The following is a 23,980-nucleotide window of genomic DNA, read 5'->3' as shown; positions in this document are numbered from 1 at the left end:
GCCCTCCGAGACAAGCCGTAGGACTTCGACCTCCCCGCCAGACAGCGGCCAGTAACCCGACCCGTGGCCGATGGCGCCGGGGGGCCGACGCTGAACGGGGCGGCCGGGGCCGCCGCGGCGCGCGGCGCCGGGGCGGCCGGCCGTGCGCCCTGGTCGAGCAGGACCGCCCCGAACTCCACGGCGCGCAGACCGTCGGCGAGCGCATGGTGGAGTTTGACGAGTACGCAGACGGGCGCGTCGGGCGCCCCCTCGATGACGTACACCTCCCACGGCGGGCGCTCGCGGTCCATCGGACGGGACATCAGCTCCGCGACGGCCGCGGAGGTGTCGGCGCGCCGGACGGCGTGCACGTGCCGCCGGGCGTCGAAGTGCTCGTCGGGGGCCCAGGCGGCGCCGCCGACGCCGTACCAGACGTCGCGCACGCGCTGGCGCATGCGCGGCGCGTTCTCGGCGCGCGCGGTGATCAGGGCCGCGAGGCCCTCGGCGTCGACCGGGTGCCCCGGGTCGCGTTCGAAGACGGCGACGGCGCCCAGGTACATGGGGTGGCCGGGTGAGTCGAGATTCCAGAAGGCGAGATCCAGCGGGCTCAACAGCTCGTCAGCCAAGGCTCCTCGCCTCCGAAAGTTCGGTTTTGCCCCGGATCGGACACCCACGTACGCAGTGAAACGCCTGGGAATGATTACAGTCAACTACGACCACGATACGGACAGTTAACATCAGATTTCCCGACGCATCATCAGGAACGGCCGTCCGGGGGTCCGCAGAGCTCAGAATCCGCGCGTGCGCTTCGCCGCCGCGCGGCGTCGTGCCTGGTCAGCGCCCCCGGGCAGCCTCAGGAAGAGCCGCGCGATCTCGCCGCCGAGGTTCACTCCGATGGCCACCGCGAGCGCCAGCGCGGCGGCCTTGGTGAGCGAGGCGAAACCCTGGTCCAAATGGCCCCGGGTGAGCCCGAGGAGTCCGTAGTACGTCGCCGAACCAGGCAGCAGCGGCCCGATCGCGGCCGTCACGTACGGCAGCGCGGAGGCGAAGCGGTAGCGGGAGAGCATCTGCCCGAAAAGGCCCACCAGGCCGGCGGCGACGGCGGTCGCGGCCACCGGCGACATCCCGATGCCGACGGACTCCTGGTGCAGCGCCGCGTAGACCGTCCAGGCGACACCGCCGTTGAGCGCGGCCAGCGCCAGCACTCCGCGCTCGCACTGCAGCAGCACCGCGAAGGCCAGGCTCAGCACCATCGCCGCCACCAGTTGCAGCGGAGGGTTCTCGTACGCGCGCAGCGCCTGGTCCGGGTCCAGCTGCGCGCCCAGGCTGACCCCGGCGTACAGGATCAGGGTCACACCGATGACGATGCCGGTGAAGAGGTACATCACCTCCAGCAGCCGGGCCGAGGCGGTGATGTAGAAGCCGGTCAGGCCGTCCTGCACGGCGGCCACCAGGGCCCTCCCCGGGATCAGCGCGAACAGGCCACCGGTGATGACGGAGGAGGCCTGCAGCGTGCTCGTGCCGGGCAGCACATGGCCGAAGCGGGCGATGAGCACACCCAGCGCGGCGGCCGGCATGGCCGCCGCGACGAACTGGTAGAACTCCGGCAGGCCGCGTCCCGCGCACAGCCAGGCCAGCCGGTCGCCCAGCACGGCCCCGAGGGCGGCGACCGCGAAGACCACCGGGCCGCCGCCGCCCACCAGGAGGCTCGCCGCGCCGGCGAGCATCCCCGCGGCGGCCGTCAGCAGCCAGCCGGGGTAGGGGTGGCGGTTGCGCCGGATCAGCCCGAGACGTCGGTAGGCGTCCTCGAGGGTCAGGTCGGCCGCGGTGATGTCGTTGATCAGCCGGAAGACGGCCGCGAGGCGCGTGTAGTCGGTGGCCCGGCGGCGCACCGTGCGGTTGGCCGTGGCCGGCGGGTCCACCAGCGAGGGCTGGTACGAGATGCTCAGCAGCGTGAAGGTCACGGTCGGCTCCACCCGGCCGAGCCCGTACGCGTGGGCCACGCCCAGCATCGCGGCCTCGACGTCCTCCGCACCCTCGCCGCCGGCGAGCAGCAGTTCCCCGATGCGCAGTGTCAGGTCGAGCACGCGCGGCACGGCGGGCCCCGTGCCTGCCTCCGGCTGCACGGTGGGCTGCTCCGGCGCCGGGCGCTCGCCGAGCGGCATGCGCAGCATCGTCCGCATCCGGTCCGGCCAGGGGGCCTCCTTGGAGAGGCTGACCACCGGGACCCCCTCGGGGGGCGTGAACGCAGGGTGCGACAGCTGCGGGGAGGTCCTGGGGCGCGTGAAGGCGGAACCCCGCGGTTCCGGCTTGGGCAGCTCGACCCCGAGCGGCGGGGTGAATTCCGAGCCGCCGGTCGGCTGCTCGGGCTCCTCCGGGTGCGCCACGGCGTTCCTCCTCTCGGCTTTCGGCTCTCGGCTCTCGGCTCTCGGCTCTCGGCGTGGTCCCGGGCCGGGCGTGGCTGGGGGAGGGTGTCGCCACCCTCCCCCAGGCACAGTGGTTCGACTGCTTGACTGCCCCTGACCCCGGACGTTAACGCCGGTTCGCACGGTGGCGCCCGCCGCCGGAGGCGGTGGGGTTCTGGACGGGCGGCTGCATCGGCCCGGCGCCGTCGGCCGGGGACTCCGGCCGCGGCGGGGCCTTCTTCGCCGCGGAGCGGGCCCGCAGGAACTCGATGGCGATCGGGACGACCGAGACCAGGACGATCGCGACCAGGATCAGCTCGATGTGCCCGCGCACGAACGCGATCTGCCCGAGCCAGTAGCCGAGCAGCGTCACCCCCGCGCCCCACAGGGTGCCGCCGACGATGTTGTAGGTGACGAAGGTGCGGTAGTTCATCCGGCTGACGCCGGCCACGATGGGCGTGAACGTACGCACGATCGGCACGAAACGGGCCAGGACGATCGACTTCGCGCCGTATTTCTCGAAGAACTCGTGCGCCTTCTCGATGTTCTCCTGCTTGAACAGCTTGGAGTTCGGGCGGCGGAAGAGCGAGGGGCCGACTTTGCGGCCGAAGAGGTAGCCGACCTGGTCACCGGCGATGGCGGCGAGCACGACGAGCAGGCAGACGGCCCAGATCGGCCAGTCCAGCTTGCCGCCGGCCACCAGCAGGCCACCGGTGAACAGCAGGGAGTCACCGGGCAGGAAGAACCCGATGAGCAGACCCGACTCGGCGAACACGATCGCCAGCAGGCCGATGAGGCCCGCGGACGAGATGAGGTAATCGGGGTCGAGCCATTGCGGGCCCAGGGCGATAGTCGTCACGCGCCAAAAGTATCAACGCGGTCGCGACCGAACCGTTCCCCGTACGCGAACGGCCGGCCACGGTCACCCCACGCGTTCCGCGGTGCGGCACCGCACATCGCCCGCCGCCGACGGAATCACCGCCTTCGGGGGGAACCGGCGGGAAGCATCCCCTTTCCGCGGCGGCCCGGCGTGCGTCCCGCGCGGGACGGCGATCGCCGCGCACGATGCCCCCATGGATATCGACGAGTACGGCGGCGGACAGCGGCAGGGGTCCGACGTCCTGGTGGTCACCACGAACGACGTCCCCGGCTTCCGGGTGGAGCGGGTGATCGGTGAGGTCTTCGGCCTCACCGTCCGCTCCCGCCATCTGGGCAGCCAGATCGGCGCGGGCCTGAAGTCCCTGGTCGGCGGCGAGCTGAAGGGGCTCACCAAGACCCTGGCGCAGACCCGCACCCAGGCGATGGAGCGGCTGGTCGAGCAGGCGCGGGCACGCGGCGCGAACGCCGTGCTGACGATGCGCTTCGACGTCAGCGAGGCTGCCGACGTCGGCACCGAGGTGTGCGCCTACGGCACGGCGGCGGTCATCACCCCCGAACCCGCCTAGCGTTGGCGACGATCGCGTCGTGCACGTACTGGGCGGTGCCCGGCGCGATCGCCTCGTAGAAGGCGTTGAAGCGCGGGTCGGCCAGGTACATCCCGGCGAGACCGGTGTGGATCTCGTACGTGCAGTCGTAGTAGTGGTCCACGATGAAGCGCCGGTGCTCCTCGGCCAGGTCCATCGCGGCCTCGCCGTCGGCCGGGGCGCCGGACTCGCGGAGCGCCACGAGCCTGCCGCCCCAGTCGTCCTGCTCGGCCTTGATCCGCAGCCAGTCGTCCTTGGTGTACGAGGCGGCGCGGCGCTGCGACTGCTCGTACGCCGCGGTGTTCCCCCAGCGCTGCCGGGTCTCCTCGGCGTGCTGGTCGGGGTCGTAGTCGCCGAAGACCTCGAACTTCTCCTCGGGCGTGAGGTTGATGCCCATCGTGCGTGCCTCCATGGCTCGTTGGACGGCGTCGGCCATCTCCGTCAGCTTCCCGATCCGCTCGGTCAGCAGGGTGTGCTGCCGCCGCAGGTGCTCCCGCGGGTCCGCGGCCGGGTCGTCGAGGAGGACCGCCACCTGGTCCAGGGGAAAGCCGAGCTCCCGGTAGAAGAGGATCTGCTGCAGCCGGTCGAGGTCGGCGTCGCCGTAGCGGCGGTGGCCCGCGTGGCTGCGGTCGCCGGGCGACAGCAGCCCGATCTCGTCGTAATGGTGCAGCGTGCGGACGGTCACGCCGGCGAAATCCGCCACCTGCCCGACCGAGTAGCCCGTGCTCGTGTTCATGACCACACCCTCCGGCCTCACGCCACGTGAGGTGCAAGTGCCATATTGGTGCCCATGCTGGGTATCACCGACCTGTCGACCTACGTGCTGGGCACCGTACTGATCGTGCTGCTGCCGGGGCCCAACTCCCTCTACACCCTCTCCGTCGCGGCGCGGCGCGGGGTCCGTACCGCCTACCGCGCGGCGCTGGGCGTCTTCCTCGGCGACACGGTGCTGATGACCGCCTCGGCGGCCGGGGTGGCGGGCCTGCTCACCACCAACCCGGTGCTCTTCGGCGTCGTGAAGTACGCGGGCGCCGGCTACCTGGCGTGGATCGCGTTCGGCATGGCGCGGGCCGCCTGGGGGATGTGGCGGGCGCGTCCCGGCGAGCCGGAGCAGGAGCCGGTGCCGGTGGCCGCCGTCGTGGTCGAGGGGCCCGCGCAGACCGAGCAGCCGTTCCGGCGGGCGCTGGTGATCAGCCTGCTCAACCCGAAGGCGATCCTGTTCTTCATCTCCTTCTTCGTGCAGTTCGTCGACCCCGGGTACGCCCATCCGGCGCTGTCCTTCCTGGCGCTGGGCGCGATCGCCCAGGTCTTCAGCTTCAGCTACCTGACCCTGCTGATATTCGGCGGCACCCACCTGGCCGCCCAGTTCCGCCGCCGCAGGCGGCTCGCGGCCGGGCTGACCTCGGGCGCGGCGGCGCTGTTCCTGGGCTTCGCGGCGAAGCTCTCGATGGCCTCCTCGGTCTGACGGCTCGACCTGCCGAGGCGCCGCGTCGCGCTTAGTGTGAGCGCTATGTCGCTGCACAAGGGTGCCGAGGGTCTGCCGAAACTCGCCGTCAACCCCTTCTACGCGGGGGCCGATCCGGTCGCGGGCATGCGCACCGCGCCGCCCAAGCACCAGCTCCCGGACGGCCCCATGCCGCCCGCGACGGCGTACCAGCTGGTCCACGACGAGCTGATGCTCGACGGGAACGCCCGGCTCAACCTGGCCACCTTCGTCACCACCTGGATGGAGCGCGAGGCCCAGGTGCTGATGGCCGAGTGCTTCGACAAAAACATGATCGACAAGGACGAGTACCCGCGCACGGCCGAACTGGAGCGGCGCTGCGTGTCGATGCTCGCCAACCTGTGGAACGCGCCCGACCCGGAGAAGGCCGTCGGCTGCTCCACCACCGGCTCCTCCGAGGCCTGCATGCTCGCCGGGATGGCGCTCAAGCGGCGCTGGATGAAGCGCCAGGGCGACCGCTATCCGGCGCAGGCCCGGCCCAACCTGGTCATGGGCGTCAACGTGCAGGTCTGCTGGGAGAAGTTCTGCAACTTCTGGGAGATCGAGGCGCGCACGGTGCCCGTCGAGGGCGACCGGCTCCACCTGGACGCGGAATCGGCCCTGGCACGGTGCGACGAGAACACCATCGGCGTCGTCGCCGTCCTGGGCTCCACCTTCGACGGCTCCTACGAACCGGTGGCGGAGATCTGCGCGGCCCTGGACGGCCTCCAGGAGCGCACCGGCCTGGACATCCCCGTGCACGTCGACGGGGCCTCCGGCGCCATGGTCGCGCCGTTCCTCGACGAGGACCTGGTCTGGGACTTCCGGCTGCCGCGGGTGGCGTCGATCAACACCTCCGGCCACAAGTACGGGCTGGTCTACCCGGGCGTGGGCTGGGCGCTGTGGCGGGACACCGAGGCACTCCCCGAGGAGCTGGTCTTCCGGGTCAACTACCTCGGCGGCGACATGCCGACCTTCGCCCTGAACTTCTCCCGGCCCGGATCGCAGGTCGCCGCGCAGTACTACACCTTCCTGCGGCTGGGCCGCGACGGCTACCGCGTCGTCCAGCAGACCGCCCGCGACGTGGCCACGTACCTGGCCTCGCGGATCGAGGAGTACGGCGACTTCCGGCTGATCACCCGGGGCGACCAGCTGCCGGTGTTCGCCCTCACCACCGCCGACCACGTCACCGCCTTCGACGTCTTCGACGTCTCCCGGCGGATGCGGGAACGCGGCTGGCAGGTGCCCGCCTACACCTTCCCCGCCGACCGCGAGGACCTGGCGGTGCTGAGGATCGTGGTCCGCAACGGCTTCTCCGAGGACCTCGCGGACCTCTTCCTCGCCGACCTGGAGCGCTACCTGCCCCAGCTGCGCGAGCAGGAGCACCCCCTGCACCCGCCCGGCACGGCGCCCACGGCCTTCCACCACTGAGTCGCCCCGCCCCGGGCAGACGCACCCCATGGGCAAGGACACTCAGACCAAGGGCACCGTCTTCGTCGCGCTCGCCGCGAACCTGGTGATCGCCGCGGCGAAGGCGGTCGGAGGCCTCCTCAGCACATCGCCGGCACTGCTGTCCGAGGCGGCGCACTCGGTCGCCGACACCCTCAACGAGATCTTCCTGCTCGCCGCGCTGCGCCGCAGCCGGCGCGAGCCCGACGCGCAGCACCCCTTCGGCTACGGCAAGGAGCGCTGGTTCTGGTCGCTGCTCGCCGCCGTCGGCATCTTCGTCATGGGCGGTTGCTTCTCCTTCTACCAGGGCATCACCGCCTTCCACGAACACGAGCCGCACACCCTCAAGGCCTTCCTGATCGCCACCACCGTGCTCGTGGTCTCCCTCATCGCCGAGGGGTCGTCCCTGGTCAAGGCGCTGCTCCAAGTACGGGGCGGGGCACGCGAGCACGGTCGCGCCTTCCGCACCGAGCTGCGCGAGGGCGACGACCCCACCTTGCGCACGGTGATCGCCGAGGACAGCGCGGCGGTGCTCGGCGTCCTGCTGGCCCTGGCGGGCGTGGGGCTGCACTGGGCCACCGGCGGGCGGCAGTGGGAGGCGTGGGCGTCCCTGGCCATCGCCGTGCTGCTGATGTTCGTGGCCTACCGGCTCGGCAAGGACTGCCGCGACACCCTCATCGGCGAGGCCGCCGACCCGCGGCTGCGGCAGCGGGCGCACGAACTGCTCGGGCGGCAGCCGGAGATCGACACCGTGACCGCGCTGCTGACGATGCGGCTCGGCGTCGACTCGGTGCTGCTGGCCGCCCGGGTCGACCTGACCGGGGGCATCGACAGCGAGACGGTCGAGGAGGCCGCCGTCCGGATCAAGAAGACGCTCGCCGAGGAGTTCCCCGAGCTGGACCAGATCTTCCTGGACGTCACCGACGCCACCGCGGAGGACCGCCGCGAGGCGCACGAGCTGGGCCGGTCGCTGCGCACCGAGGCGTCACGGCACGAGGGCGGGGACTGACCGGTCGCCCGGCCGGTCCCCGCCCTCGTGCCCTCGTGGTGGTGCGGGCGTTACCGCACGTCGACGAAGACCGCGGTCCCGTCGCTGTCGAAGTGCTTCGCGTCACCGAAGTACTGGATCAGCCACTTGCCGTCGGAGGCCGGCTTGCCCTTGAGGGTGGCCTTGCCCGTCGAGTTCGTGGTGCCCGAGGAGATGTACGTCCACTTCGTCGAGCCCTTCTTCTGGAAGAACAGCTCGACGTGCCCGCTCCTGTACGGCCGCCAGGTGCCGGAGACGTACTCCTTCAGGGTGCCGGTGAAGGTGACCGCGGCCCCCTTCTTGACCTTGGTGGAGGACGCCTTCATCGAGTACAGCCGCGTGTTGGTGCGGGTCAGCCGGACCGGCTTGCTGGCGGTCTCGGCCAGCTGGTCCGAGGTGTAGTGGTGCAGACGGTAGTAGCCGTCGAGGTAGCCCCACTTGCTGATGGTGACCGTGCCGCCGTTGTTCGGCGCGTACCCGGTGCCGAGGTCCTTCCAGCCCGACTTGCCGTCCTTGGAGTACTCCAGGTGGACGAACTGGTGGTCGTAGATGCTCGTCACGCGGTCGTACGCCGCGAACAGCCGGGCCGACACGGTCACCTTGACGTCGGCGCCGATCCTCGAGGTCACCTCGGTGAAGACGGAATCCGCCGGGAGGAGGATCGAGCCACTGGCGGCCGCGGAGGCGGTCAGGTAGGGGTCGTCCTCGGCGGCGGACCAGCCGCCCCAGTCGTTCTGCCCGCGGGCCGCGACCACCTTGCCGCTGAAGGAACCCGTGGCGCCGGTGACGACCGTGACCGGCTGCGCCGCGCCGAGCGCCAGTCGCACGGACGCCCCGGCGACCGGGGTGCCCGCGGTGTCCTTGACGGTGCCGCTGATGGTCACCGTCTGGCCGGACACCGCGCGGGTGCGGTCGGCCTTGGCGGTGACGACCACGTTCGTCTGCTGCATCTGCGGGTTCCCGGCGGCCGACTGGGCGGTGCCGTGCACCTGCGCGTCGTCCGCGGAGAACGCGGCGGACAGCCCTGCCCAGGTGACGACGGGGAACTCCGGTGAGGCGAAGGAGCCGTCCGCCCCGGTGACGGCCTGCCAGGTGCTGTCGGGGCGTCCGTCCACGGAGTAGTAGGTGCGGGTCACACCGACCGTGGCGCCCTCCAGGGGCACCTCGTCGCCGCTGCCGGGCTGCACCCCGAGGAGGGTGCCGGTGACGCCCGCCGTGCGGTGGTCCCTGTCGAGCAGCGTCCGGGTCAGAGCGGTGGTGAGGACGGGCCGCAGGGTGAAGTCCAGGGTGCCGGCACCCGTGCGGACGAGGGTGTCGCCCTGGTCGTCGGTGGCGGTGACGTCGATCGCGTACCGGCCGAGGTGCGGCATGACGCCGCCGTCCTCGGTCAGCTTCAGCACGGCGTCGGAGGGCACGGACCACTGCTCACCGGAACCGGCGAGCCGCAGACCGTCCACCACGACCGCGTCACCGTCGCGCACGGTCGCCGTGACCGAGGTGACCGTGCCGCCGGGGGCGTCGGTCCACACCGGCACGGTGAAGGACCCGCGCTGCGTGTCGACCGTCCGCGCCACGCCGATGCCGAGCGGGCCGGCGTCGGCGGCGAGGGCAGGGGCGACGGCGAGCCCGCCGGAGAGCGCGGCCACCGAGGCGATCAGCGCGAGAAGGCGCCGGGACTCAACGGGCATTGATGTACTCCGTCTTCGACTCGCTGTAGAAGTGCGTGGAGTCCGCCTCCAGGTACGCGCCCCACGTGGCGTCGGCGTACGCCTTGGTGCCGAGGCTGAAGTGGCCCGCCGCGTCGGTCTTCCCCTTCACCGTCCAGTACCAGGAGCTTTCGCCCTTGGGCTTGAGGACGATGACGATCTTCCCGCCCTTGTACGCCCTCCACTTGCCGCCCGACAGGTACTGCAGCGTGCCCTTGGCCTTCAACGCCCCGCCCAGACGCGGGCTGTTCGGCGTCATGTCGAAGGACACGATCCGGGTCACCGTGCGGTGCAGGCGCTTGGTGGCCGACGCCACCGCGAGCATCCCGTCCGACTCGGAGTGGTAGACGCGGTAGTAACCGTCCGTGTAGCCCCAGGCGCCCATCGAGAAGGAGCACTTGCCCGTGCCGTTGTCGCTCGCCTGGACCGAGGTGAGGGACTTCCAGCCGGTCCGGCCGTCCTTGGAGTACTGCAGCCAGACCTTGGCGTTCCAGCAGGAGCCCTTCAGAGTGCCCTTGGCGGTGACCTTCCCGTAGGCGTCCAGCGACATGCTGACGCCCGAGTAGGTGCCGGCCGTGGGCACGTTCACAAAGTGCTCGGCGTACGCCACGTCGGCCAGGTACTCCGACGGCCTGACGTAGGTGTAGTGCCAGGTGCTCTTGGTCGCCGTCACCGGGAACGCGAAGTTCCCCGAGGCGTCCACGGTGCCCGTGCCCATCAGGCCGGGCACGCTGTAGCGGTACACGTCCGGGGGCTGCGGGGTGGTGACCAGGGGAGCACCGGCGAAGGGCTTCCACCCCTGGTCGGTCAGGCGCTGGACGGTACCCCGCATCGTGAACGTGCTGCCTTTGTGGACCCGCTTGGCCGACGGGTCGGCGCTGATCCGGTACTGCACGGCGCGGGCCGACAGTTCGGGCAGCGCGACCGCGGCCGCCGGGTCGGTGTCGGCCCTGCCGAGGACGACGGCGCTGCCGGAGGTGACCGCACCGCCGGGCGTCACGCTCACCGAGAAGGCGCCGTCGGTGCCGGAGGTGGCCGTCGCCGAGCCGGACTTGGCGTCCACCCCGACACGGGCGGTCCAGTTCACCCGTACCTGCGTGCCGGGCGCGGCCGGACCGGTCGTCCCGGTCGCCGGGTCGAAGGTGGTGACGGTGCCGCTGAGCACCGCCGTTCGGTGGTCGAAGTCGGTGCTGTCACGGTCGTAGCCGAGCTTGCCGACCCCGGTGTGCAGCCGGTAGTCGAACTGGCCCGCCGTACCGTGCTCGGCACCGGTCCAGTGCTGGACGGTGCCGCCGGGCAGGCGGTAGTCGACGTCCACCGGATAGTCCCCGTACGCCTTGCCCTCGGGCAGGGCGAGCGGCTTGACGGTGGACCAGCCGCGCTGCCAGGACCAGGTCAGGTCGTCGGTCGAGGCGAGCACCGCGGCGTCCGACGCGGCGGACTCCCGGACGCTCACCTTGACCCACAGTGCCTCGCTGGTGTCAAGGCCGACGGCGAGTGTGCCGTCGTCGCCAGTGGACAGACCGCGGACGGTCTCCCCCTCGGCGAAGGCCGGCGCGGCGGCCAGCGGTCCGGCCGCGAGGCCGGCGGTGAGAAGAAGTACGGCTCCGCTACGGATGACGGCAGGCCGATGTGCGCGGGATGTGCGCATGCAGGACCCCCCACAGGTCAGAAAGAACCGGCGGCGGCAAGATCGCACGCCGGAGGCCGAACAGTAACGGACCTGTGCGACAGCTGTGACGAGTGGGGGTGGGGTGCCGGGAGTTCAGCCGTCCGGGCCGGGCACCCGGACGCCGTGCCGGGCCAGCCAGGGGAGCGGGGGGACGGCCGAGCCCATCTGCGGGGTGACGCGGACCTCGAAGTGCAGGTGAGGGCCTGTGGAGTTGCCCGAACTGCCGGACAGCCCGATGAGCTGACCGGCGCGCACCCGGCGGCCCGGCGCGGTCTCGATGACGGACAGGTGGGCGTAGTGCGTGCAGTAGCCGTCGTCGTGCCGGACGACGATCTGGTTGCCGAAGCCGTCGCCGCAGCCGGCCGCCACCACGGTGCCGTCGCCGACCGCGCGGACCGGGGTGCCGGAGGCGACCGCGAAGTCCTGGCCGGTGTGCCGGTGCGCCCAGTGGGACCCGGCGTCGTCGAAACCGGCGGACAGCCGGTAGTGGGCCACCGGGCTCACCCAGCGCGCGACGCCGCGGCGGGCGGCGGCCTGGACCGGAACGTCACCGGGGTCGGTGTGCGGGCAGCGGTCAGGGACGTCGCCGCCCAGTAGGGCGAGGTAGCGGGCGGCGAGCCCGGCACCGGCGCGCACCAGCTTCTCCTGGATGCTCCGCCGGAGTTCGGCCTGCCGCCGGGCCTGGCGGTCCAGCGCCTCCAGCGCGGCGGTCACGGCCGCCGTGTCCTCGGCCAGCCGGCGCTGTGCGACCCGGTGCGCGGTCAGCAGCGCGGCCTCGGCGTGCTCGCCCTGGCGGACCAGGGTGACGTCCTCCAGCAGGCGGTCCGGGCTCCCCGACAGCAGCAGCCGCGCCGACGGGCTCAGTCCCGCGTTGCGGTACTCGGTACGGGCCATGGCCCCGACCCGGTCCCGCAGCAGCCGCAGCCGGCGGCGCTCCCCCCGGGTCGTCGCCCGCAGCCCGCGCAGCTCGGCGCGCTTGCGCTCGGTCGCCAGCTCCACCGCCTGGTACCGCTCCACGGCGCGTTCGGCCTCCGCGTACAGCCGGTGCACTCCGGGGCTGTCCGCGGGCCGGTCCGTCGCCGCCGGCGCTGTCGTCGCCACGGCCGTCCCCCGCAGCGCGAGGGGCATCGCCAGCAGCAGGCACAGCACCGCGGCCACCGCCTTGCATCGCATCGGGCCGATCGTGCGGCCGGCCGCGCGCGGCACTCCGGCGACACGCCCCGCCGGGGCCCATAGCCACCCGCCGGGGTGATCGCATCCGGGCGTGCGCCGAACGGCCGACCGCCGGATCACGGGTACGGGCGCACTCGGCGGACGGGAGGATGACCCGGGTGAGCGCGTGACAGGGGGCCCGGCGGCTGGTCACCACTGGACCTCGAGGTTCTGCGGCAGGTGCTGGACGGCACGCCGGCGGGCGTGGGCATCCGCCGGGCACCTGCCGCCCGCCCCGATCCGCCCGGACGGCTCAGTGGAGCTGATCCGGGTGCCGGTCGGCCCTCCGCTGGGCACCGGGCACGGCGGCTACGAGATCGTCTCGGGCCGGTGCGGGCGCGGCGACGTCCTGCTGCTCAACACCGACGGCCTGGTCGAGCGGCGTGGCGAGGACATCGACGTGTCCCTCGAACGGCTCGCCCGGTTGCGGTTGCCCCCGGACGGGGATCTGGGGCGGCCTGGTCGACCGGATCCTGTCCTTGTTGGTCTCCGAGCCCGCCGAGGACGACATCGCGGTCCTCGCGGCACGCATCGTTCGCTAGGCCGCAGGAGGGACGCGTCCTCCGGGCGGCGCAACACTACAGGCGAAATCGGGGCAATACCGTCACGATGATCATACGGGACTGCCACCGGGGCGGTCCCGGGAACCGGCTCCCTCGGGGAGGACCTGCCGTGACCGTCAGCCTCGCGCAGTTGCGCCGTTGCTCCGTAGCCGTCGATCTCGGCGCCTCACGGACCCGCGTCTACATCAAAGGACAGGGACTCGTCGTGGACGAGCCCAGCGTGGCCGCCGTCAACGCCCACAGCGGGGCCCTCATCGCCGTCGGATCGCTCGCCGAGCAGATGACCGGGCGCACCCCCGACCACATCCGCGTCGTCCGCCCCATCCAGGCCGGCATGGTCGTCGACATCGACATGGCCCAGCGCATGCTCCGGCACCTGCTCGGCGGCCGGCTGCGCAAGGCGTGGCGGCGCAAGCCGATGCTGCGCGCCGCGGTGTGCACCCCCAACAGCAGCAAGCCGCTGGCCCAGCGGGCGGCCATCGAGACGCTGTACGGGCTCGGTTCGCGACGGGTCGAACTCGTCGACTCCGTGATCGCCGCGGCGGTCGGCTGCGGGCTGCCGGTCGAGCAGCCCGAGGCGACGATGATCATGCTCAGCGGGGCCGGCACGACGCAGATCGCGGTCCTGTCGCTGGGCGCCATCGTCGCGGCCGAGACCATCCCGGTCGGCGGCGACGCGATCGACCACGTGGTGGTGCAGCACGTGCGCAACGCGCACGAACTGGTGCTGCCCACCCAGTCGGTGCGGCCGCTGCACGAGATCCTGTCCGCGCCGGGGCCGATCGCGCCGAGCACCGAGGTCCAGGGCCGGGACGTGGCCAGCGGCATCGCGCGCACGGTCACCGTCGACATCGAGAGCGTCCGCCGGGCCATCCGCATGCCCATGGCGGCCCTCGTCGACGGCATCGGCACCGTCCTGCGGCGCTGCCCGCCCGACCTGGTCGCCGACCTCACCGACCGCGGCATCATGCTCGCCGGGGGCAGCGCCCTGCTGCCGGGCCTGGACATGATGCTCCGTCAGGCCACCGGGATGCCTGTGACGATCGCGGACCGCCCGGACGTCTGCGCGGTGCGCGGGCTCGGGGCGATGATGGAGGGCGAGGTCCTGCCCATGCCGATGGACCCGCTGTCGGCCTAGCCGGCCCGGGCCCGTCACACGTCCAGCACCAGGCGCGCGCCCGCCTCGGCACGGGAGACGCAGACGAGCATCGCGTCCCGCGTACGGCGGGCCGTCGAGCTGCCGTGGTGCCGCACGCTGTCGCCGCCGGACAGGACACCCACCCGGCACGTGCCGCAGAAGCCCTGACGGCAGGAGTACGCCGTGTCCGGACGCGCGGCGCCGAGCACGGACAGCGCGGACCGGTCGGCCGTCACGGGCGCCCCGCCCCGGCCGAGCTGGATCTCGAACGCCGAGCCGTCGGTGATCGGTGGCGGCGAGAAGCGCTCCAGGTGCAGCGCCGGGACGAGCGCGGGCGGCCCGCAGAAGTAGACAGCGGTGTCCGGCCCGGCGCCCGCCAGCAGTCCGGCGGCGGTGGGGACCGCCGGCCTCCGCGTCGCTGCGCACCCGCACCCGGGCGGGGTCCGGCGCCGCCAGTTCCGCCACCTCGTCCAGGAACGGCAGGCGGGCCCGGTCCCGCCCTGCGTACACCAGCCGCCAGTCCGCGCACGCGGCGGCAGCGGCGCGCACCATGGGCAGGATCGGTGTGATGCCGATCCCGCCCTCGCCGTCCGGGACGAGCCGGACGGCCACCCGGTAGGCGTCCGGGTCGGCCGGGTCACCGGCACCGGGCCGCCAGCCGGGCAGCGGCGCGGTGCCGCCGTCCGCCCGCACCAGACGCAGGGCGACCACGCCCTCGGCCTCCACCGTGACGCCGGCGACGCGCAGCGAGAGCGAGCGGTCGACCACGACCGGCTTCCGCGGCGCGCTGCGCGCGCTGCCGCGCACCAGCAGCGGCGTGATCCGGGCCAGCAGCGCGAGCAGCGGCTCGGCGGGGCGGTGGGGCGGTGGGACACGCAGGTCGTACGGGGACACGGGCGGGAACCCCGTTAGTGGAGCGCGGCCCGCGCCGCGGGCGAGGCAGGCCGCGGCGGGCACCGCGGAACCAGTCCCGCCAGCGCGGCTTGCCCGCCCCCAGCGGGTCCTCGGCCATGAGGCAGCGCAGACCGCGCACCCACCAGTACAGGAGGACGGGGAAGGCGACGAGGTGGGCCCGCACGCGGTGCAGGTAGCGGCCGTCTAGGTGCGTGAAGAGGTCGAGGACCGCCTCGGCCTTCTCGTGCTTGTCCAGCGTGTCCAGTCCGCGGGCGCCCAGGATCCAGTCGCCGAGGAACGACGTGACGTGCTCGATCGCCGCGATGATCGCCACCCGCTCGATCAGCCAGCCGTGCGCGGCCTTCCCGCTCAGTCCGCGGTCCCCCAGCATCTCCTCGAAGAACCAGCGCAGTTGGGCGATGAAGCCGTCGGTGTCCAGTCCCTCCGCGCTGAAGTAGCCCAGCAGCGACTGGTGCGCCTGGGCGTGCATCGCCTCCTGCCCGATGAACCCGATGACGTCCTCGCGCAGCCGGTCGTCCGCGATCATCGGCACCGCCTGCCGGAAGACGGTCAGGAACCGTGAGGAAGGCGTCGTCGTCCAGGTAGCGCAGCGGCAGCCCCGTCCCACTCCCACCGCACGTCACGGGGCCTGAGGACGATGTGCTCGGGCTCGGCGGTCATGCGGCGGCCCCCTCCTCCTCGACGCGCTCGACCAGCCGCGCCACGAACTCGGCGACGAGGCCGGGGCGGTGGCTGGGCAGCCAGTGGCCGCCGTCCACGTGGTGGATCTCGGCACCGGGCGCCCAGTCGGTGATCTCCGTCTGCCACGGCGGCAGCACGAACACGTCCATGGACGGGGCCAGTACCTGCGCCGGCAGGACGGCGTGCCGGACCCGCGGACGGAGCACGCGGGGCAGCACATTGGCCCGGTAGAGCTTCAGCCCGGCCCGGTTGCGGGCGGCCGGCCCCGGCCCGTACCCCTGCGGGGGCTCACCGGTCTCCAGGCGGCGCAGCCTCTTGGTGACACCGTCCAGGATGCCGCTGCGGCACGCCAGTTCGGCGACACCGGGCAGATGGAAGAAGCCCACGTACCACGAGGCCAGCGACTGCCGCACGAGCTTCCCCAGCCGCGCGGGGGTCGGGCGGCGCAACTGGGCCCGGTACCAGCGGCCGGTGTGGTCGAGGTCCGGGCCCGAGATGGACGTCATCGAGGCGTAGCGGTGCGCCAGTTCGGGCGTGCTGACGGCGTGCCAGCTCTGCACGGAGCCCCAGTCGTGCGTCAGCAGGTGCACCGGCGCAAGCGGGCTCACCGCGTCCGCCACGGCGGTGGTGTCGGCGGCGAGCTGCGGCAGCCGGTACGCGCGGGTGCGGCGCGGCACGCCGGACGCGCCGGAGCCGCGCACGTCGTAGGTGACGACGTGAAAACCGCGGGCGGCCAGGCGTGTTGCGACGCCGTCCCACACCCCGTGGTCGTCGGGAAACCCGTGCACGCACAGGACGGTGGTCCCGGCGGGGTCGCCCTGCTCGTACACCGCCAGACGTACGCCGTCGGAGGCCGTGACCCAGCGCTGCGCCATGCTTGCCGCCCTTCGGTCGGTGCGCCGGCCTCACGATGGCAGCTTGTTGACGCCCTGTCTACCAGTGCGCTGCGCTTGCGGTCCGGGTAGGTTTTCTCCCCGCCCGCCCGCCCTCCCCCAACCTTCGGCCGGGGGTGCCCCCAGCCCTGTGAAGTCAGTGACCCCGGCGCGCGTTTCGTGGGGTGCCGGGGTCGGGGCCTCCGGGGCCGGCCATTCTGGACAGCACATTTAGGTGCCTCGGGTACCTGCTCATCTCGTCCCGGGTCATGCACCCAAATATGCTCCACAGTCCAGAACACCCACCCCTACGACCCCGCCCCCTCCGTTTCGTCATGCGCCTGATCCCCGGAGGGTGGTGATGGCGGCACCGTGCTCGGGCCACCGTTGGCGCGGCGCCGTCCAAGGGCCCAGCCGTCACCGCCCACACACCGGTGGGGGGATCCAGGCAACCGCAGCCGCCCCGGACCGCCTTCTCACCCCCCACCGGGGATCAGGCGCGATACGAGACGGAGGGGGCGGGGTCGTAGGGGTGGATGTTCTGGACGCTGCGGGATATTTGTGCGCACCATCCGGGCAGGGACGGGATGAGCAAGTGCTGGAAACGCGCGTAAATATCCCAGTCCAGGACGTGCAGCCCCGGAGGCCCCGCACCCGGCCCACCCCACACGCGCGCCGGGGCGCCCAGACCTTGCCGGGCACACGGGAGGGCGGGCGGGGAGAAAAACCAACGGCGCGTTGCGCGAACGAGACGGATCCGCAACGCCACCGAAGCCCCCCTGGGAAGGCCCCGTACGTCACAGTCACAGAAGCCGGACGGGGAGGGGACCCACATGAGGCGAACCGCGGGAACGGTCACGAAGGCGGTCACGGCGGCAATCGCGGTGACCGTCACGACAGCGACACTCGCCGGGTGCGGCGCCGTGGGCCCGCGTGGGAACAGCCACGACGCGGGGCCCCGCCCCGCCCCCGCGCGCGTCGCGCAGGGCACGCAGGCGCCGGACGGCGAACGCGCCCCCGCACGGGACGAGTTGTCGACGTTCGCACTGGACGTGGACACCGCCTCGTACGGCTACGCCAAGCGGCAGCTGGGCAACGGGGAGCTGCCGGAACCGTCGGCCGTGCGGTACGAGGAGTTCGTCAACAGCTTCCGCCAGGACTACCCGAGCCCGGACGGCGACGGCTTCTCCGTCACCGCGGACGGCGCCCGCACCCCCGGGGCCGGCTCGCGCTGGTCGCTGCTGCGGATCGGTCTGGCCACGCGCCCCGCCGACAAGGCGGCACGCAAGCCCGCCGCGCTGACCTTCGTGGTGGACGTCTCCGGTTCGATGGCCGAGCCGGGCCGGCTCGACCTCGTGCAGAAGGCGTTGCGTTCGGCGGTCGGTGAGCTGCGCGGGGACGACTCGCTGTCCGTGGTGACGTTCAGCGAGCGGGCGCGGGTGGCGCTGCCGATGACGCGGCTGGGCGCCGACGGCGCCCGCGCGCACGCGCGGGAGGTGATCGACGGGCTGCGGCCGGAGCAGTCCACCAATCTGGAGGCGGGTCTGCGGGCCGGCTACGACGTGGCGCTGGAGGGCGCCCGCGCGGGGGTCACGAACCGGGTCGTGCTGCTCTCGGACGCGCTGGCGAACACCGGCGAGACGGAGCCGGACGCCCTGCTGGAGCGGATCGACCGGGCCCGCAGGGAGCACGGCGTGACGCTGTACGGGGTCGGGGTCGGCAGCGAGTACGGCGACGCGCTGATGGAGGAGCTGGCCGACAAGGGCGACGGCCACACCTCGTACGTCTCGACCGAGGGCGAGGCCCGCGCGCTCTTCGTGGACCAGCTGCCGGCCAATGTGGAGCTGCGGGCCCGCGACGCCAAGGCCCAGGTCGCCTTCGACGAGCAGACGGTGGAGCGGTACCGCCTGATCGGCTTCGAGGACCGGGCCGTGGCCGACGAGGACTTCCGCGACGACGCGGTGGACGGCGGCGAGGTGGGACCCGGGCACACCGTGACCGCGTTGTACGCCGTGCGGCTCAGGCCCGGTGCCCGCGGTCACGTCGCCACCGCCACCGTGCGCTGGCTGGACCCCGCGAGCCGCGCTCCGCACGAGGAGTCGGCGGCGATCGAGGCGGACCGGCTGGCCGCTCCGCTGTGGGACCCCGCCACCTCGCCGCGGCTGCGGGTGGACGCGGTGGCCGCGTACTTCGCCGACGCGCTGCGGACGTACTCCACCGGTGACGAGCAGCTGCCCGGTGCTCCGGGGCTGGCCGAACTCGCCGACCGCGCTCGCGCCCTGGCCGACACCACCGAGGACCCGGCCGTGGCCGACCTGGCGGAGTCCGTCGACCGCGCGTACGCGCTCCGCGCGGCCTGATGGAGTATCAGTGGAGTCATGGCAGCAGAAAAGGAACCCGAGGCCGAACTCGACGCCCGCTACAGCAGTGACGGCGCCGACCCGACGACCTGGAGCCAGGCGCGCCGCTTCCTGGCCGATGCCGAGATCTACTGGCTGACCACCGTGCGCCCCGACGGGCGTCCGCACGTCACCCCGCTCATCGGGGTCTGGCACGAGGACGCCCTGCACTTCAGCACCGGTGCCGACGAGCGCAAGGCGCGCAACATCGCCCGCAACGCGAAGGTGGTGATCACCACCGGCAACAACGCGCTGCGCGAGGGCCTGGACGTGGTCGTCGAGGGCGAGGCGGCGCGAGTGCGCAGTGACACCCAGCTGCGCCGGATCGCCGCGGTGTACGAGGCCAAGTACGGGGAGGAGTGGCGCTTCGAGGTGCGAAACGAGATGTTCCGCGGGGAGAGCGGCAACGAGGCGCTCGTCTACGAGGTCGAGCCGAAGACGGCCTTCGCCTACGGACGGGGGACGACGTACAGCCAGACGCGCTGGCTGTTCTAGGGCGTGTTCCGGAACAGGGCGGTCCACAGGAAGGGCTCGCCGAAGTGCGGGGAGTCCGGCGGCTCGTCGCGCATGCGGCGCAGTTCGACCTCGGTGAGCCCGGAGAAGATCGCGCGCAGCGACTCGGGGGTGTAGGCGAGCCCGCCGTGCAGGCGGGCCTGCCGGTAGAAGTCGGTGTCCGGCAGCTCCGAGCCCATGCCGCCGGCGGCGAAGCAGGTGAGGGCGAGGTGGCCGCCGGGGGCGATGACCCGGTCGAGCAGGGCGAGGTAGCTGACGCGGCGGTGCGGCGGAAGGTGGTGGAAGCAGCCCGAGTCGTGGACCAGGTCGTACGGGCCCTCCAGCGGGCCGCCGGCCGCGGTCAGGGCGAAGGCGTCGCCGCGGTGGAAGCGCACGCCCCGCGTGCCGGTCTCGCGGGCCCGGTCCTCGCCCCAGGCGACGGCCGCGGGCGAGAGGTCGACGGCGTCCACGGCGAAGCCCCGGGCCGCCAGGTGCAGGGCGTTGCGGCCAGGGCCGCAGCCGAGGTCGAGGGCCCGGCCGCCGGGGGCGAGCAGGCCCCGGTCGAGGTAGGAGACCAGGTTCTCGTCCGGCTTCGGCACGAAGAACGGCACCGGCCTGGAGCGGTCGGCGTAGAAGCCGTCCCACCAGTCGGCCGCGCCGTCCGTCCAGCGGTCCGCCTCCGGCGCGAACAGGCCGTCCAGCAGCTCCAGCACATCCTCGACCGTACGGATATGGCGATCCATCAGACCCCTTCCGGCGATGTCCGCAGCCTAGCCGCGAGAGGCGCGAAAGCCCAGCTCAGGACGGGTATGGCGGGAGCCTGTGCGGGTGCCTGCGGGGCTGGCCCGGCCCCGGCCGGCGACTCCCTCAGGACCGGGTGCGCACGGCCGTCCGCGCCCCCGCCAGGGGGTGCCGCGGGCCCTTTCCCGGCGGCGCGCGGGCGGCTTTCCGGCCCGTTTACAACTGCGCGCCGTCCGCCGCGGCCGTGCCGTGCTCCCAGCCCTCGCGGTCGCGGCCCTTGAGCCGCTGCGAACGGGTCTGCGGGAACATCTGGTCGGCCGCCCGGCCCACCGCGACCTCGCGGGCCGCGAGCACGGGCAGCACCTCCGCTGCCGCGCCGCTCTCCTCGCCGGCCTCGCGCGTGGCGTCCCGGGTGGCCGTGGCGAGACGGTCCCCGATCCGGCCGGCGTAGGCGATCAGGAAGGACTCGCGGAAGTTCCGGGACAGGTTCTTGCGGCCCTTGGGACGTGTCGTGCCGCCGCCCGCCGCCGGGGCGCCGCCGCGGAGCATCGCGGCCTCGGCCTGGACCAGCAGCGAGGTGTACAGCACCTCCACGGCCTCCAGATCGGCCTCGTAGCCGACCACCGTCGAGAAGCCGAACTCCGCCGACCACACCGCCCGGCACCGGTTCGCCGCCGCGACGGCGTCCAGGAGCAGCGCCTTGGGGGCCTCGTACGGCCGGTCCACGCCGACGCGCCGCGCGCCGGGCCCGTCGCCGGGGGCGGTCCCCGCCACCAGGGCCTCGTCGACGCTGTAGCGGGCCATCAGATGCTGCGCCTTGGCGCTGAGCGCCTCGGCCTCCTCCGGGTACGGGGTCGACTCGGCCTTCGCCAGCAGCGCCCGGATGCGCCCCAGCTTGGAGCCCGCGCCGCCCCCCGCCGAGGGCCGCGGCGGCGCGGCGGTCAGCGGGGTGATCCGGGGGAGACGGCCGAGCAGGCGGACGAGTTCCAGCACGGCGGTCGCCGCCCCGAAGCGGTCCATCCGCTCCTCGCGGGCGTACCCCGTCAGCAGGGCGGCCGCCTCCGTCCGCGGCCCTCCGTCCGCGGCGAGCAGCCGCTCCGCGAGCCGCACGTGCTCGGGGCCCAGCTCCCGGCGGGCCATCCGCACCAGGTCCGGGTCCCCCCAGCCGCGGGCCCGGCAGCCGCTCAGCAGATCGTCCGCCGCGGCCACCACCGCCGGACCGGCCTGCTCCCAGCCCGCCGACGCCAGCGCCGACGCCCCCGCGTCCACCGCGAACTCGGCGTCCTCGCCGGCCGCCCCCACGGCGCCCGCGAACGCCTCCCGTACCACCGTCGTCACGTCCCGCACGCCGTCCAGGATCGCATCCCGGCGACACGCCGCGTACGGAGCACGGTGGTCGCGCGACCAGGGCGGCGGCACCAGGGTGGGGCCCCGTGAGCACCGAGACCCGCCCCGCGGACTGGGACATCCGGACCGCCGGACCGGCCGACGCCCGGCACAGGGCGCTGCTGCTGCCCGGCGGCATGTGCACCGCCGAGTTCTACGCCGACGTCATGGCCGAACCGGCGATCGCGGACGCGCGCCTCGGCATGACCGCCGTCACCCTCCCCGGCTTCGGGCGCACCCCGGCACCGGAGGACGTCTCCGTGGAGAACTACGCCCGCCTGCTCGGCCGGCTCGCCGCCGAACGGGACTGCGACCTCGTCGTCGGGCAGGGCCTCGGCTCCACGGTGGCCATCGAGATGGCGGTCACCGGCGCCTTCGCCGGGCCGCTCGTGCTGCTCTCCCCCAGCTTCTCGCGGGACGACGAGGCCCGGGAGTTCGCGCTGCTGGACCGCCTCGGCCGGGTCCCGGGACTGGGCGGGGCGGCCTGGGCGGTCGCGCTGCGGCTCTTCCCGCGGGCCGCGCGGGACGGCCTGCCGCCCGGACGCCGCGACACCCTCGCCGCGGTCCTGGCCGACAACGACCCCGCCTTCTGCCACCGCGCGCTGCGCCACTACTACGACCACCTGGACCGGCACGGCTCGCTCGTCCCCCGGCTGTGCGCCACCGCCCTGCCCGTCTGGGTCGTCCGCGGCGACGCGGACGACATCGGCCTCACCGACGGCGAGCGCCGTGACCTGGACGCCTGCCCCACCATCACCCTGGTCCCCGTCCCCCGCGCGGGCCACGGCGTCCTCGTCGAACAGCCCGCCCGCGTCGCGTCGATCATCGCGGAGGCCGCGGCGCGCCTCGGCTGACGCCGCGGTACCGGGCGCTCCGTGGGAAGCCCGGCGCCCTCGGGCGCGGGTCCGCGGAGGCCGATCGCGCCGTATCCCGCGCCCCCCAGGGCACACACCCGCACTCGGACCCACCGCATCCGCGACCGGCCCCGGGATGATCGGTCACTCGCCCGTCGCTCGCGCGTCGTTCGACGGTCACCCGGCGATGCGATCGTGCGGTGGTGACTCGCACCACGGCCCTCGGACTCGCCGGGACGGTCGCGCTGGCCGTCGGCGGAAGGGCCGCAGGGGCGCTGCCCGTTCGGGACGGGATCGCGCTGCCGCGAGGCGAGGCGGCGATCGGGCTGCTGGTGGCCTACTTCGGGCTCGGGCTGCTGATCGCGGCGTGGTGGCAGCTGGGCCGGCTGGTGCGCGGGCCGCGGCCGCCGACGACACGGAGCCTGCTGACGACGTTCGCCGTGTGGGCCGCGCCGCTGCTGCTGGCACCGCCGTTGTTCAGCAGGGACGTCTACAGCTACCTGGCGCAGGGCGCGATGGTCAGCAAGGGCATCGACGCCTACACGTACGGGCCGAGCGTGCTCGGCGGCGCGGCGGCGGCCGAGGTGCCGGCCATCTGGCGGGACACCCCCGCACCGTACGGTCCCGCCTTCCTGGCGCTCGCACGGCTGAGCGCGCACGCCGGCATCACCGGGATGCGGGCGCTGGCGCTGCTCGGAGTGGCGCTGCTGGCGACGCAGTTGCCGCGGCTCGCCCGGCGCTGCGGCGCCGACCCCGCGCAGGCGGTGTGGCTGGGGGCGCTCAACCCCCTGGTGCTGCTGCACCTCGTGGCCGGCGCGCACAACGACGCGGTGATGCTCGGCCTGCTGGGCGCCGGTCTCGGCGCCGCGCTGGCGCGGCGGCCGGTGGTCGCGGCGGTGCTGGTGACGCTGGCCGCGCTGGTGAAGGCCCCGGCCGCGCTGGGACTGCTGGTCGTGGCGACGCTGTGGGCGGAACACCTGGAAGGACGCTGGCGGTTGGCCCGCACGGGCGCCGGCGTGGCGGCGGTCGCCGGGGCCACGACGGTCGGCATCACGGCGGTGACCGGCGTGGGGTACGGCTGGATAGGCGCCCTGTCCACGCCCGCCTCCGCCTCCAACTGGTCGCTGGTCAACACGATGGCCCGCTTCATGGGCACCCCGCACACCTGGCGGGTGCTGAGCCTGGTCGCCGTCGCGCTGGCGATCGGGGCGGTGTGGCTGTTCCGCCGGCGGCTGGGCCCGGTGTACGCGCTCGGCCTGAGCCTGCTGGCGGTGGCCCTGCTCGGCCCCGCGATACGCCCCTGGTACCTGCTGTGGGGGCTCGTGCCGCTCGCCGTGGCCGCGCCTGACGGGCGGGTACGCCGGACGGCCGCCGTCGGCAGCGCGGTCCTGGCCCTGGCGGTGCTCCCCAACGGCTTCCCGGCCACCGTGCACCAGGTGGTCCTGGCGACCGCGGGAGCCGCCGCGGCCCTGCTGCCGATCGTCCTGCTCCATCTCGTGCGGCTGCTCCGGCCGACCCGCCCGGCCCCGGCCCCATGAACGTC

22 protein-coding genes are annotated in these 23,980 nt (G+C 73.5%); 10 read left to right on the top strand and 12 right to left on the bottom strand.

Features of this window, described 5'->3' with window-relative positions; all coding sequences use genetic code 11:
• The 3 genes from PV364_RS41235 to PV364_RS14840 form a co-directional block, all read right to left on the bottom strand.
• On the bottom strand, positions 1 to 605 hold a 605-nt coding region (locus tag PV364_RS41235; protein WP_415924555.1), incomplete at its 3' end, for a wax ester/triacylglycerol synthase domain-containing protein.
• A gap of 162 nt (positions 606 to 767) precedes the next feature.
• Complete coding sequence (locus PV364_RS14845) at positions 768 to 2,366, bottom strand: threonine/serine exporter family protein (protein WP_319660385.1); 1,599 nt, start codon at positions 2,364 to 2,366, stop codon at positions 768 to 770.
• Between the two features lie 145 nt (positions 2,367 to 2,511).
• On the bottom strand, positions 2,512 to 3,243 hold the full coding sequence (locus PV364_RS14840) for a DedA family protein (RefSeq protein ID WP_319660384.1): 732 nt from the start codon (positions 3,241 to 3,243) through the stop codon (positions 2,512 to 2,514).
• 214 nt (positions 3,244 to 3,457) lie between these two features.
• On the opposite strand from PV364_RS14840, the gene PV364_RS14835 reads away from it, so the two are divergent.
• Complete coding sequence (locus tag PV364_RS14835; RefSeq protein WP_319660383.1) at positions 3,458 to 3,829, top strand: YbjQ family protein; 372 nt, start codon at positions 3,458 to 3,460, stop codon at positions 3,827 to 3,829.
• Here the strand turns inward: PV364_RS14835 and PV364_RS14830 are convergent.
• On the bottom strand, positions 3,810 to 4,583 hold the full coding sequence (locus tag PV364_RS14830) for a MerR family transcriptional regulator (RefSeq protein ID WP_319660382.1): 774 nt from the start codon (positions 4,581 to 4,583) through the stop codon (positions 3,810 to 3,812). The two genes, PV364_RS14835 and PV364_RS14830, sit on opposite strands and share 20 nt — an antisense overlap.
• A 54-nt stretch (positions 4,584 to 4,637) precedes the next feature.
• Between PV364_RS14830 and leuE the strand changes: the two genes are divergently transcribed.
• From leuE to PV364_RS14815, 3 genes are read left to right on the top strand one after another with little or no spacing between them, the layout of a single operon-like run.
• Complete coding sequence (gene leuE / locus PV364_RS14825; RefSeq protein WP_319660381.1) at positions 4,638 to 5,312, top strand: leucine efflux protein LeuE; 675 nt, start codon at positions 4,638 to 4,640, stop codon at positions 5,310 to 5,312.
• Between the two features lie 45 nt (positions 5,313 to 5,357).
• Positions 5,358 to 6,761, top strand: coding sequence for a glutamate decarboxylase (locus tag PV364_RS14820; protein ID WP_319660380.1), 1,404 nt, complete (start codon positions 5,358 to 5,360; stop codon positions 6,759 to 6,761).
• A 28-nt stretch (positions 6,762 to 6,789) separates the two neighbouring features.
• Positions 6,790 to 7,788 (top strand): cation diffusion facilitator family transporter, encoded by a 999-nt coding sequence (locus PV364_RS14815; protein ID WP_319660379.1) that lies wholly within the window; start codon positions 6,790 to 6,792, stop codon positions 7,786 to 7,788.
• Positions 7,789 to 7,838: 50 nt separating this feature from the next.
• Here PV364_RS14815 and PV364_RS14810 read toward each other — a convergent pair whose 3' ends face one another.
• The 3 genes from PV364_RS14810 to PV364_RS14800 all read right to left on the bottom strand — a co-directional run bounded on the left by PV364_RS14810 (position 7,839) and on the right by PV364_RS14800 (position 12,357).
• A complete protein-coding gene (locus PV364_RS14810; protein ID WP_319660378.1) occupies positions 7,839 to 9,494 on the bottom strand; it encodes a carboxypeptidase-like regulatory domain-containing protein in 1,656 nt (551 codons plus the stop codon).
• Positions 9,484 to 11,163, bottom strand: a complete 1,680-nt coding sequence (locus PV364_RS14805; protein WP_319660377.1) for a hypothetical protein — start codon at positions 11,161 to 11,163, stop codon at positions 9,484 to 9,486. Before PV364_RS14805 ends, PV364_RS14810 begins: the two co-directional genes overlap by 11 nt.
• Positions 11,164 to 11,277: 114 nt before the next feature.
• On the bottom strand, positions 11,278 to 12,357 hold the full coding sequence (locus tag PV364_RS14800) for a M23 family metallopeptidase (protein WP_319660376.1): 1,080 nt from the start codon (positions 12,355 to 12,357) through the stop codon (positions 11,278 to 11,280).
• Positions 12,358 to 12,448: 91 nt separating this feature from the next.
• On the opposite strand from PV364_RS14800, the gene PV364_RS14795 reads away from it, so the two are divergent.
• Complete coding sequence (locus tag PV364_RS14795; protein WP_319660375.1) at positions 12,449 to 13,009, top strand: SpoIIE family protein phosphatase; 561 nt, start codon at positions 12,449 to 12,451, stop codon at positions 13,007 to 13,009.
• A gap of 59 nt (positions 13,010 to 13,068) precedes the next feature.
• Complete coding sequence (locus PV364_RS14790; RefSeq protein ID WP_319660374.1) at positions 13,069 to 14,097, top strand: rod shape-determining protein; 1,029 nt, start codon at positions 13,069 to 13,071, stop codon at positions 14,095 to 14,097.
• Between the two features lie 14 nt (positions 14,098 to 14,111).
• On the opposite strand, the gene PV364_RS14785 is transcribed toward PV364_RS14790, so the two are convergent.
• The 3 genes from PV364_RS14785 to PV364_RS14775 all read right to left on the bottom strand — a co-directional run bounded on the left by PV364_RS14785 (position 14,112) and on the right by PV364_RS14775 (position 16,568).
• Positions 14,112 to 14,333: a 2Fe-2S iron-sulfur cluster binding domain-containing protein gene (locus PV364_RS14785; RefSeq protein WP_319660373.1), complete on the bottom strand. Its 222-nt coding sequence runs from the start codon at positions 14,331 to 14,333 to the stop codon at positions 14,112 to 14,114.
• A gap of 401 nt (positions 14,334 to 14,734) precedes the next feature.
• Positions 14,735 to 15,538 (bottom strand): metal-dependent hydrolase, encoded by an 804-nt coding sequence (locus tag PV364_RS14780; RefSeq protein WP_415924554.1) that lies wholly within the window; start codon positions 15,536 to 15,538, stop codon positions 14,735 to 14,737.
• A 130-nt stretch (positions 15,539 to 15,668) separates the two neighbouring features.
• Positions 15,669 to 16,568, bottom strand: coding sequence for an alpha/beta fold hydrolase (locus PV364_RS14775; protein WP_319660371.1), 900 nt, complete (start codon positions 16,566 to 16,568; stop codon positions 15,669 to 15,671).
• Positions 16,569 to 17,398: 830 nt separating this feature from the next.
• On the opposite strand from PV364_RS14775, the gene PV364_RS14770 reads away from it, so the two are divergent.
• Positions 17,399 to 18,925 carry a vWA domain-containing protein gene (locus PV364_RS14770; protein ID WP_319660370.1) on the top strand — a complete coding sequence of 509 codons (1,527 nt, stop codon included), beginning with the start codon at positions 17,399 to 17,401 and terminating at the stop codon, positions 18,923 to 18,925.
• A gap of 18 nt (positions 18,926 to 18,943) precedes the next feature.
• A complete protein-coding gene (locus tag PV364_RS14765) occupies positions 18,944 to 19,459 on the top strand; it encodes a pyridoxamine 5'-phosphate oxidase family protein (RefSeq protein WP_319660369.1) in 516 nt (171 codons plus the stop codon).
• Here the strand turns inward: PV364_RS14765 and PV364_RS14760 are convergent.
• Both PV364_RS14760 and PV364_RS14755 read right to left on the bottom strand, forming a co-directional pair.
• Positions 19,456 to 20,199 (bottom strand): class I SAM-dependent methyltransferase, encoded by a 744-nt coding sequence (locus PV364_RS14760; protein ID WP_319660368.1) that lies wholly within the window; start codon positions 20,197 to 20,199, stop codon positions 19,456 to 19,458. The genes PV364_RS14765 and PV364_RS14760 overlap by 4 nt on opposite strands.
• Before the next feature lie 214 nt (positions 20,200 to 20,413).
• Positions 20,414 to 21,535, bottom strand: a complete 1,122-nt coding sequence (locus PV364_RS14755; protein ID WP_415924558.1) for a DUF2786 domain-containing protein — start codon at positions 21,533 to 21,535, stop codon at positions 20,414 to 20,416.
• A 95-nt stretch (positions 21,536 to 21,630) separates the two neighbouring features.
• On the opposite strand from PV364_RS14755, the gene PV364_RS14750 reads away from it, so the two are divergent.
• Entirely contained in the window at positions 21,631 to 22,437 is an 807-nt protein-coding gene (locus PV364_RS14750) for an alpha/beta hydrolase (RefSeq protein WP_319660366.1), read from the top strand.
• Positions 22,438 to 22,640: 203 nt separating this feature from the next.
• Positions 22,641 to 23,975: a polyprenol phosphomannose-dependent alpha 1,6 mannosyltransferase MptB gene (mptB, locus tag PV364_RS14745; RefSeq protein WP_319660365.1), complete on the top strand. Its 1,335-nt coding sequence runs from the start codon at positions 22,641 to 22,643 to the stop codon at positions 23,973 to 23,975.
• Positions 23,976 to 23,980: the final 5 nt, after the last annotated feature.

This window comes from Streptomyces sp. MI02-7b, from assembly GCF_033793585.1.
Classification (GTDB): Bacteria; Actinomycetota; Actinomycetes; order Streptomycetales; family Streptomycetaceae; genus Actinacidiphila.
The sequence above is the reverse complement of the archived record's forward strand: the minus strand, read 5'-3'. Positions and strand labels throughout refer to the sequence as shown.

Bases quoted from the DNA above. Each gene is read 5' to 3' on its own strand.
- PV364_RS14835 (WP_319660383.1), top strand. From the start codon at position 3,458: ATGGATATCGACGAGTACGGCGGCGGACAGCGGCAGGGGTCCGACGTC.
- PV364_RS14830 (WP_319660382.1), bottom strand. From the start codon at position 4,583: ATGAACACGAGCACGGGCTACTCGGTCGGGCAGGTGGCGGATTTCGCC.
- leuE (WP_319660381.1), top strand. From the start codon at position 4,638: ATGCTGGGTATCACCGACCTGTCGACCTACGTGCTGGGCACCGTACTG.
- PV364_RS14820 (WP_319660380.1), top strand. From the start codon at position 5,358: ATGTCGCTGCACAAGGGTGCCGAGGGTCTGCCGAAACTCGCCGTCAAC.
- PV364_RS14815 (WP_319660379.1), top strand. From the start codon at position 6,790: ATGGGCAAGGACACTCAGACCAAGGGCACCGTCTTCGTCGCGCTCGCC.
- PV364_RS14810 (WP_319660378.1), bottom strand. From the start codon at position 9,494: ATGCCCGTTGAGTCCCGGCGCCTTCTCGCGCTGATCGCCTCGGTGGCC.
- PV364_RS14805 (WP_319660377.1), bottom strand. From the start codon at position 11,163: ATGCGCACATCCCGCGCACATCGGCCTGCCGTCATCCGTAGCGGAGCC.
- PV364_RS14800 (WP_319660376.1), bottom strand. From the start codon at position 12,357: ATGCGATGCAAGGCGGTGGCCGCGGTGCTGTGCCTGCTGCTGGCGATG.
- PV364_RS14780 (WP_415924554.1), bottom strand. From the start codon at position 15,538: ATGATCGCGGACGACCGGCTGCGCGAGGACGTCATCGGGTTCATCGGG.
- PV364_RS14775 (WP_319660371.1), bottom strand. From the start codon at position 16,568: ATGGCGCAGCGCTGGGTCACGGCCTCCGACGGCGTACGTCTGGCGGTG.
- PV364_RS14770 (WP_319660370.1), top strand. From the start codon at position 17,399: ATGAGGCGAACCGCGGGAACGGTCACGAAGGCGGTCACGGCGGCAATC.
- PV364_RS14765 (WP_319660369.1), top strand. From the start codon at position 18,944: ATGGCAGCAGAAAAGGAACCCGAGGCCGAACTCGACGCCCGCTACAGC.
- PV364_RS14760 (WP_319660368.1), bottom strand. From the start codon at position 20,199: ATGGATCGCCATATCCGTACGGTCGAGGATGTGCTGGAGCTGCTGGAC.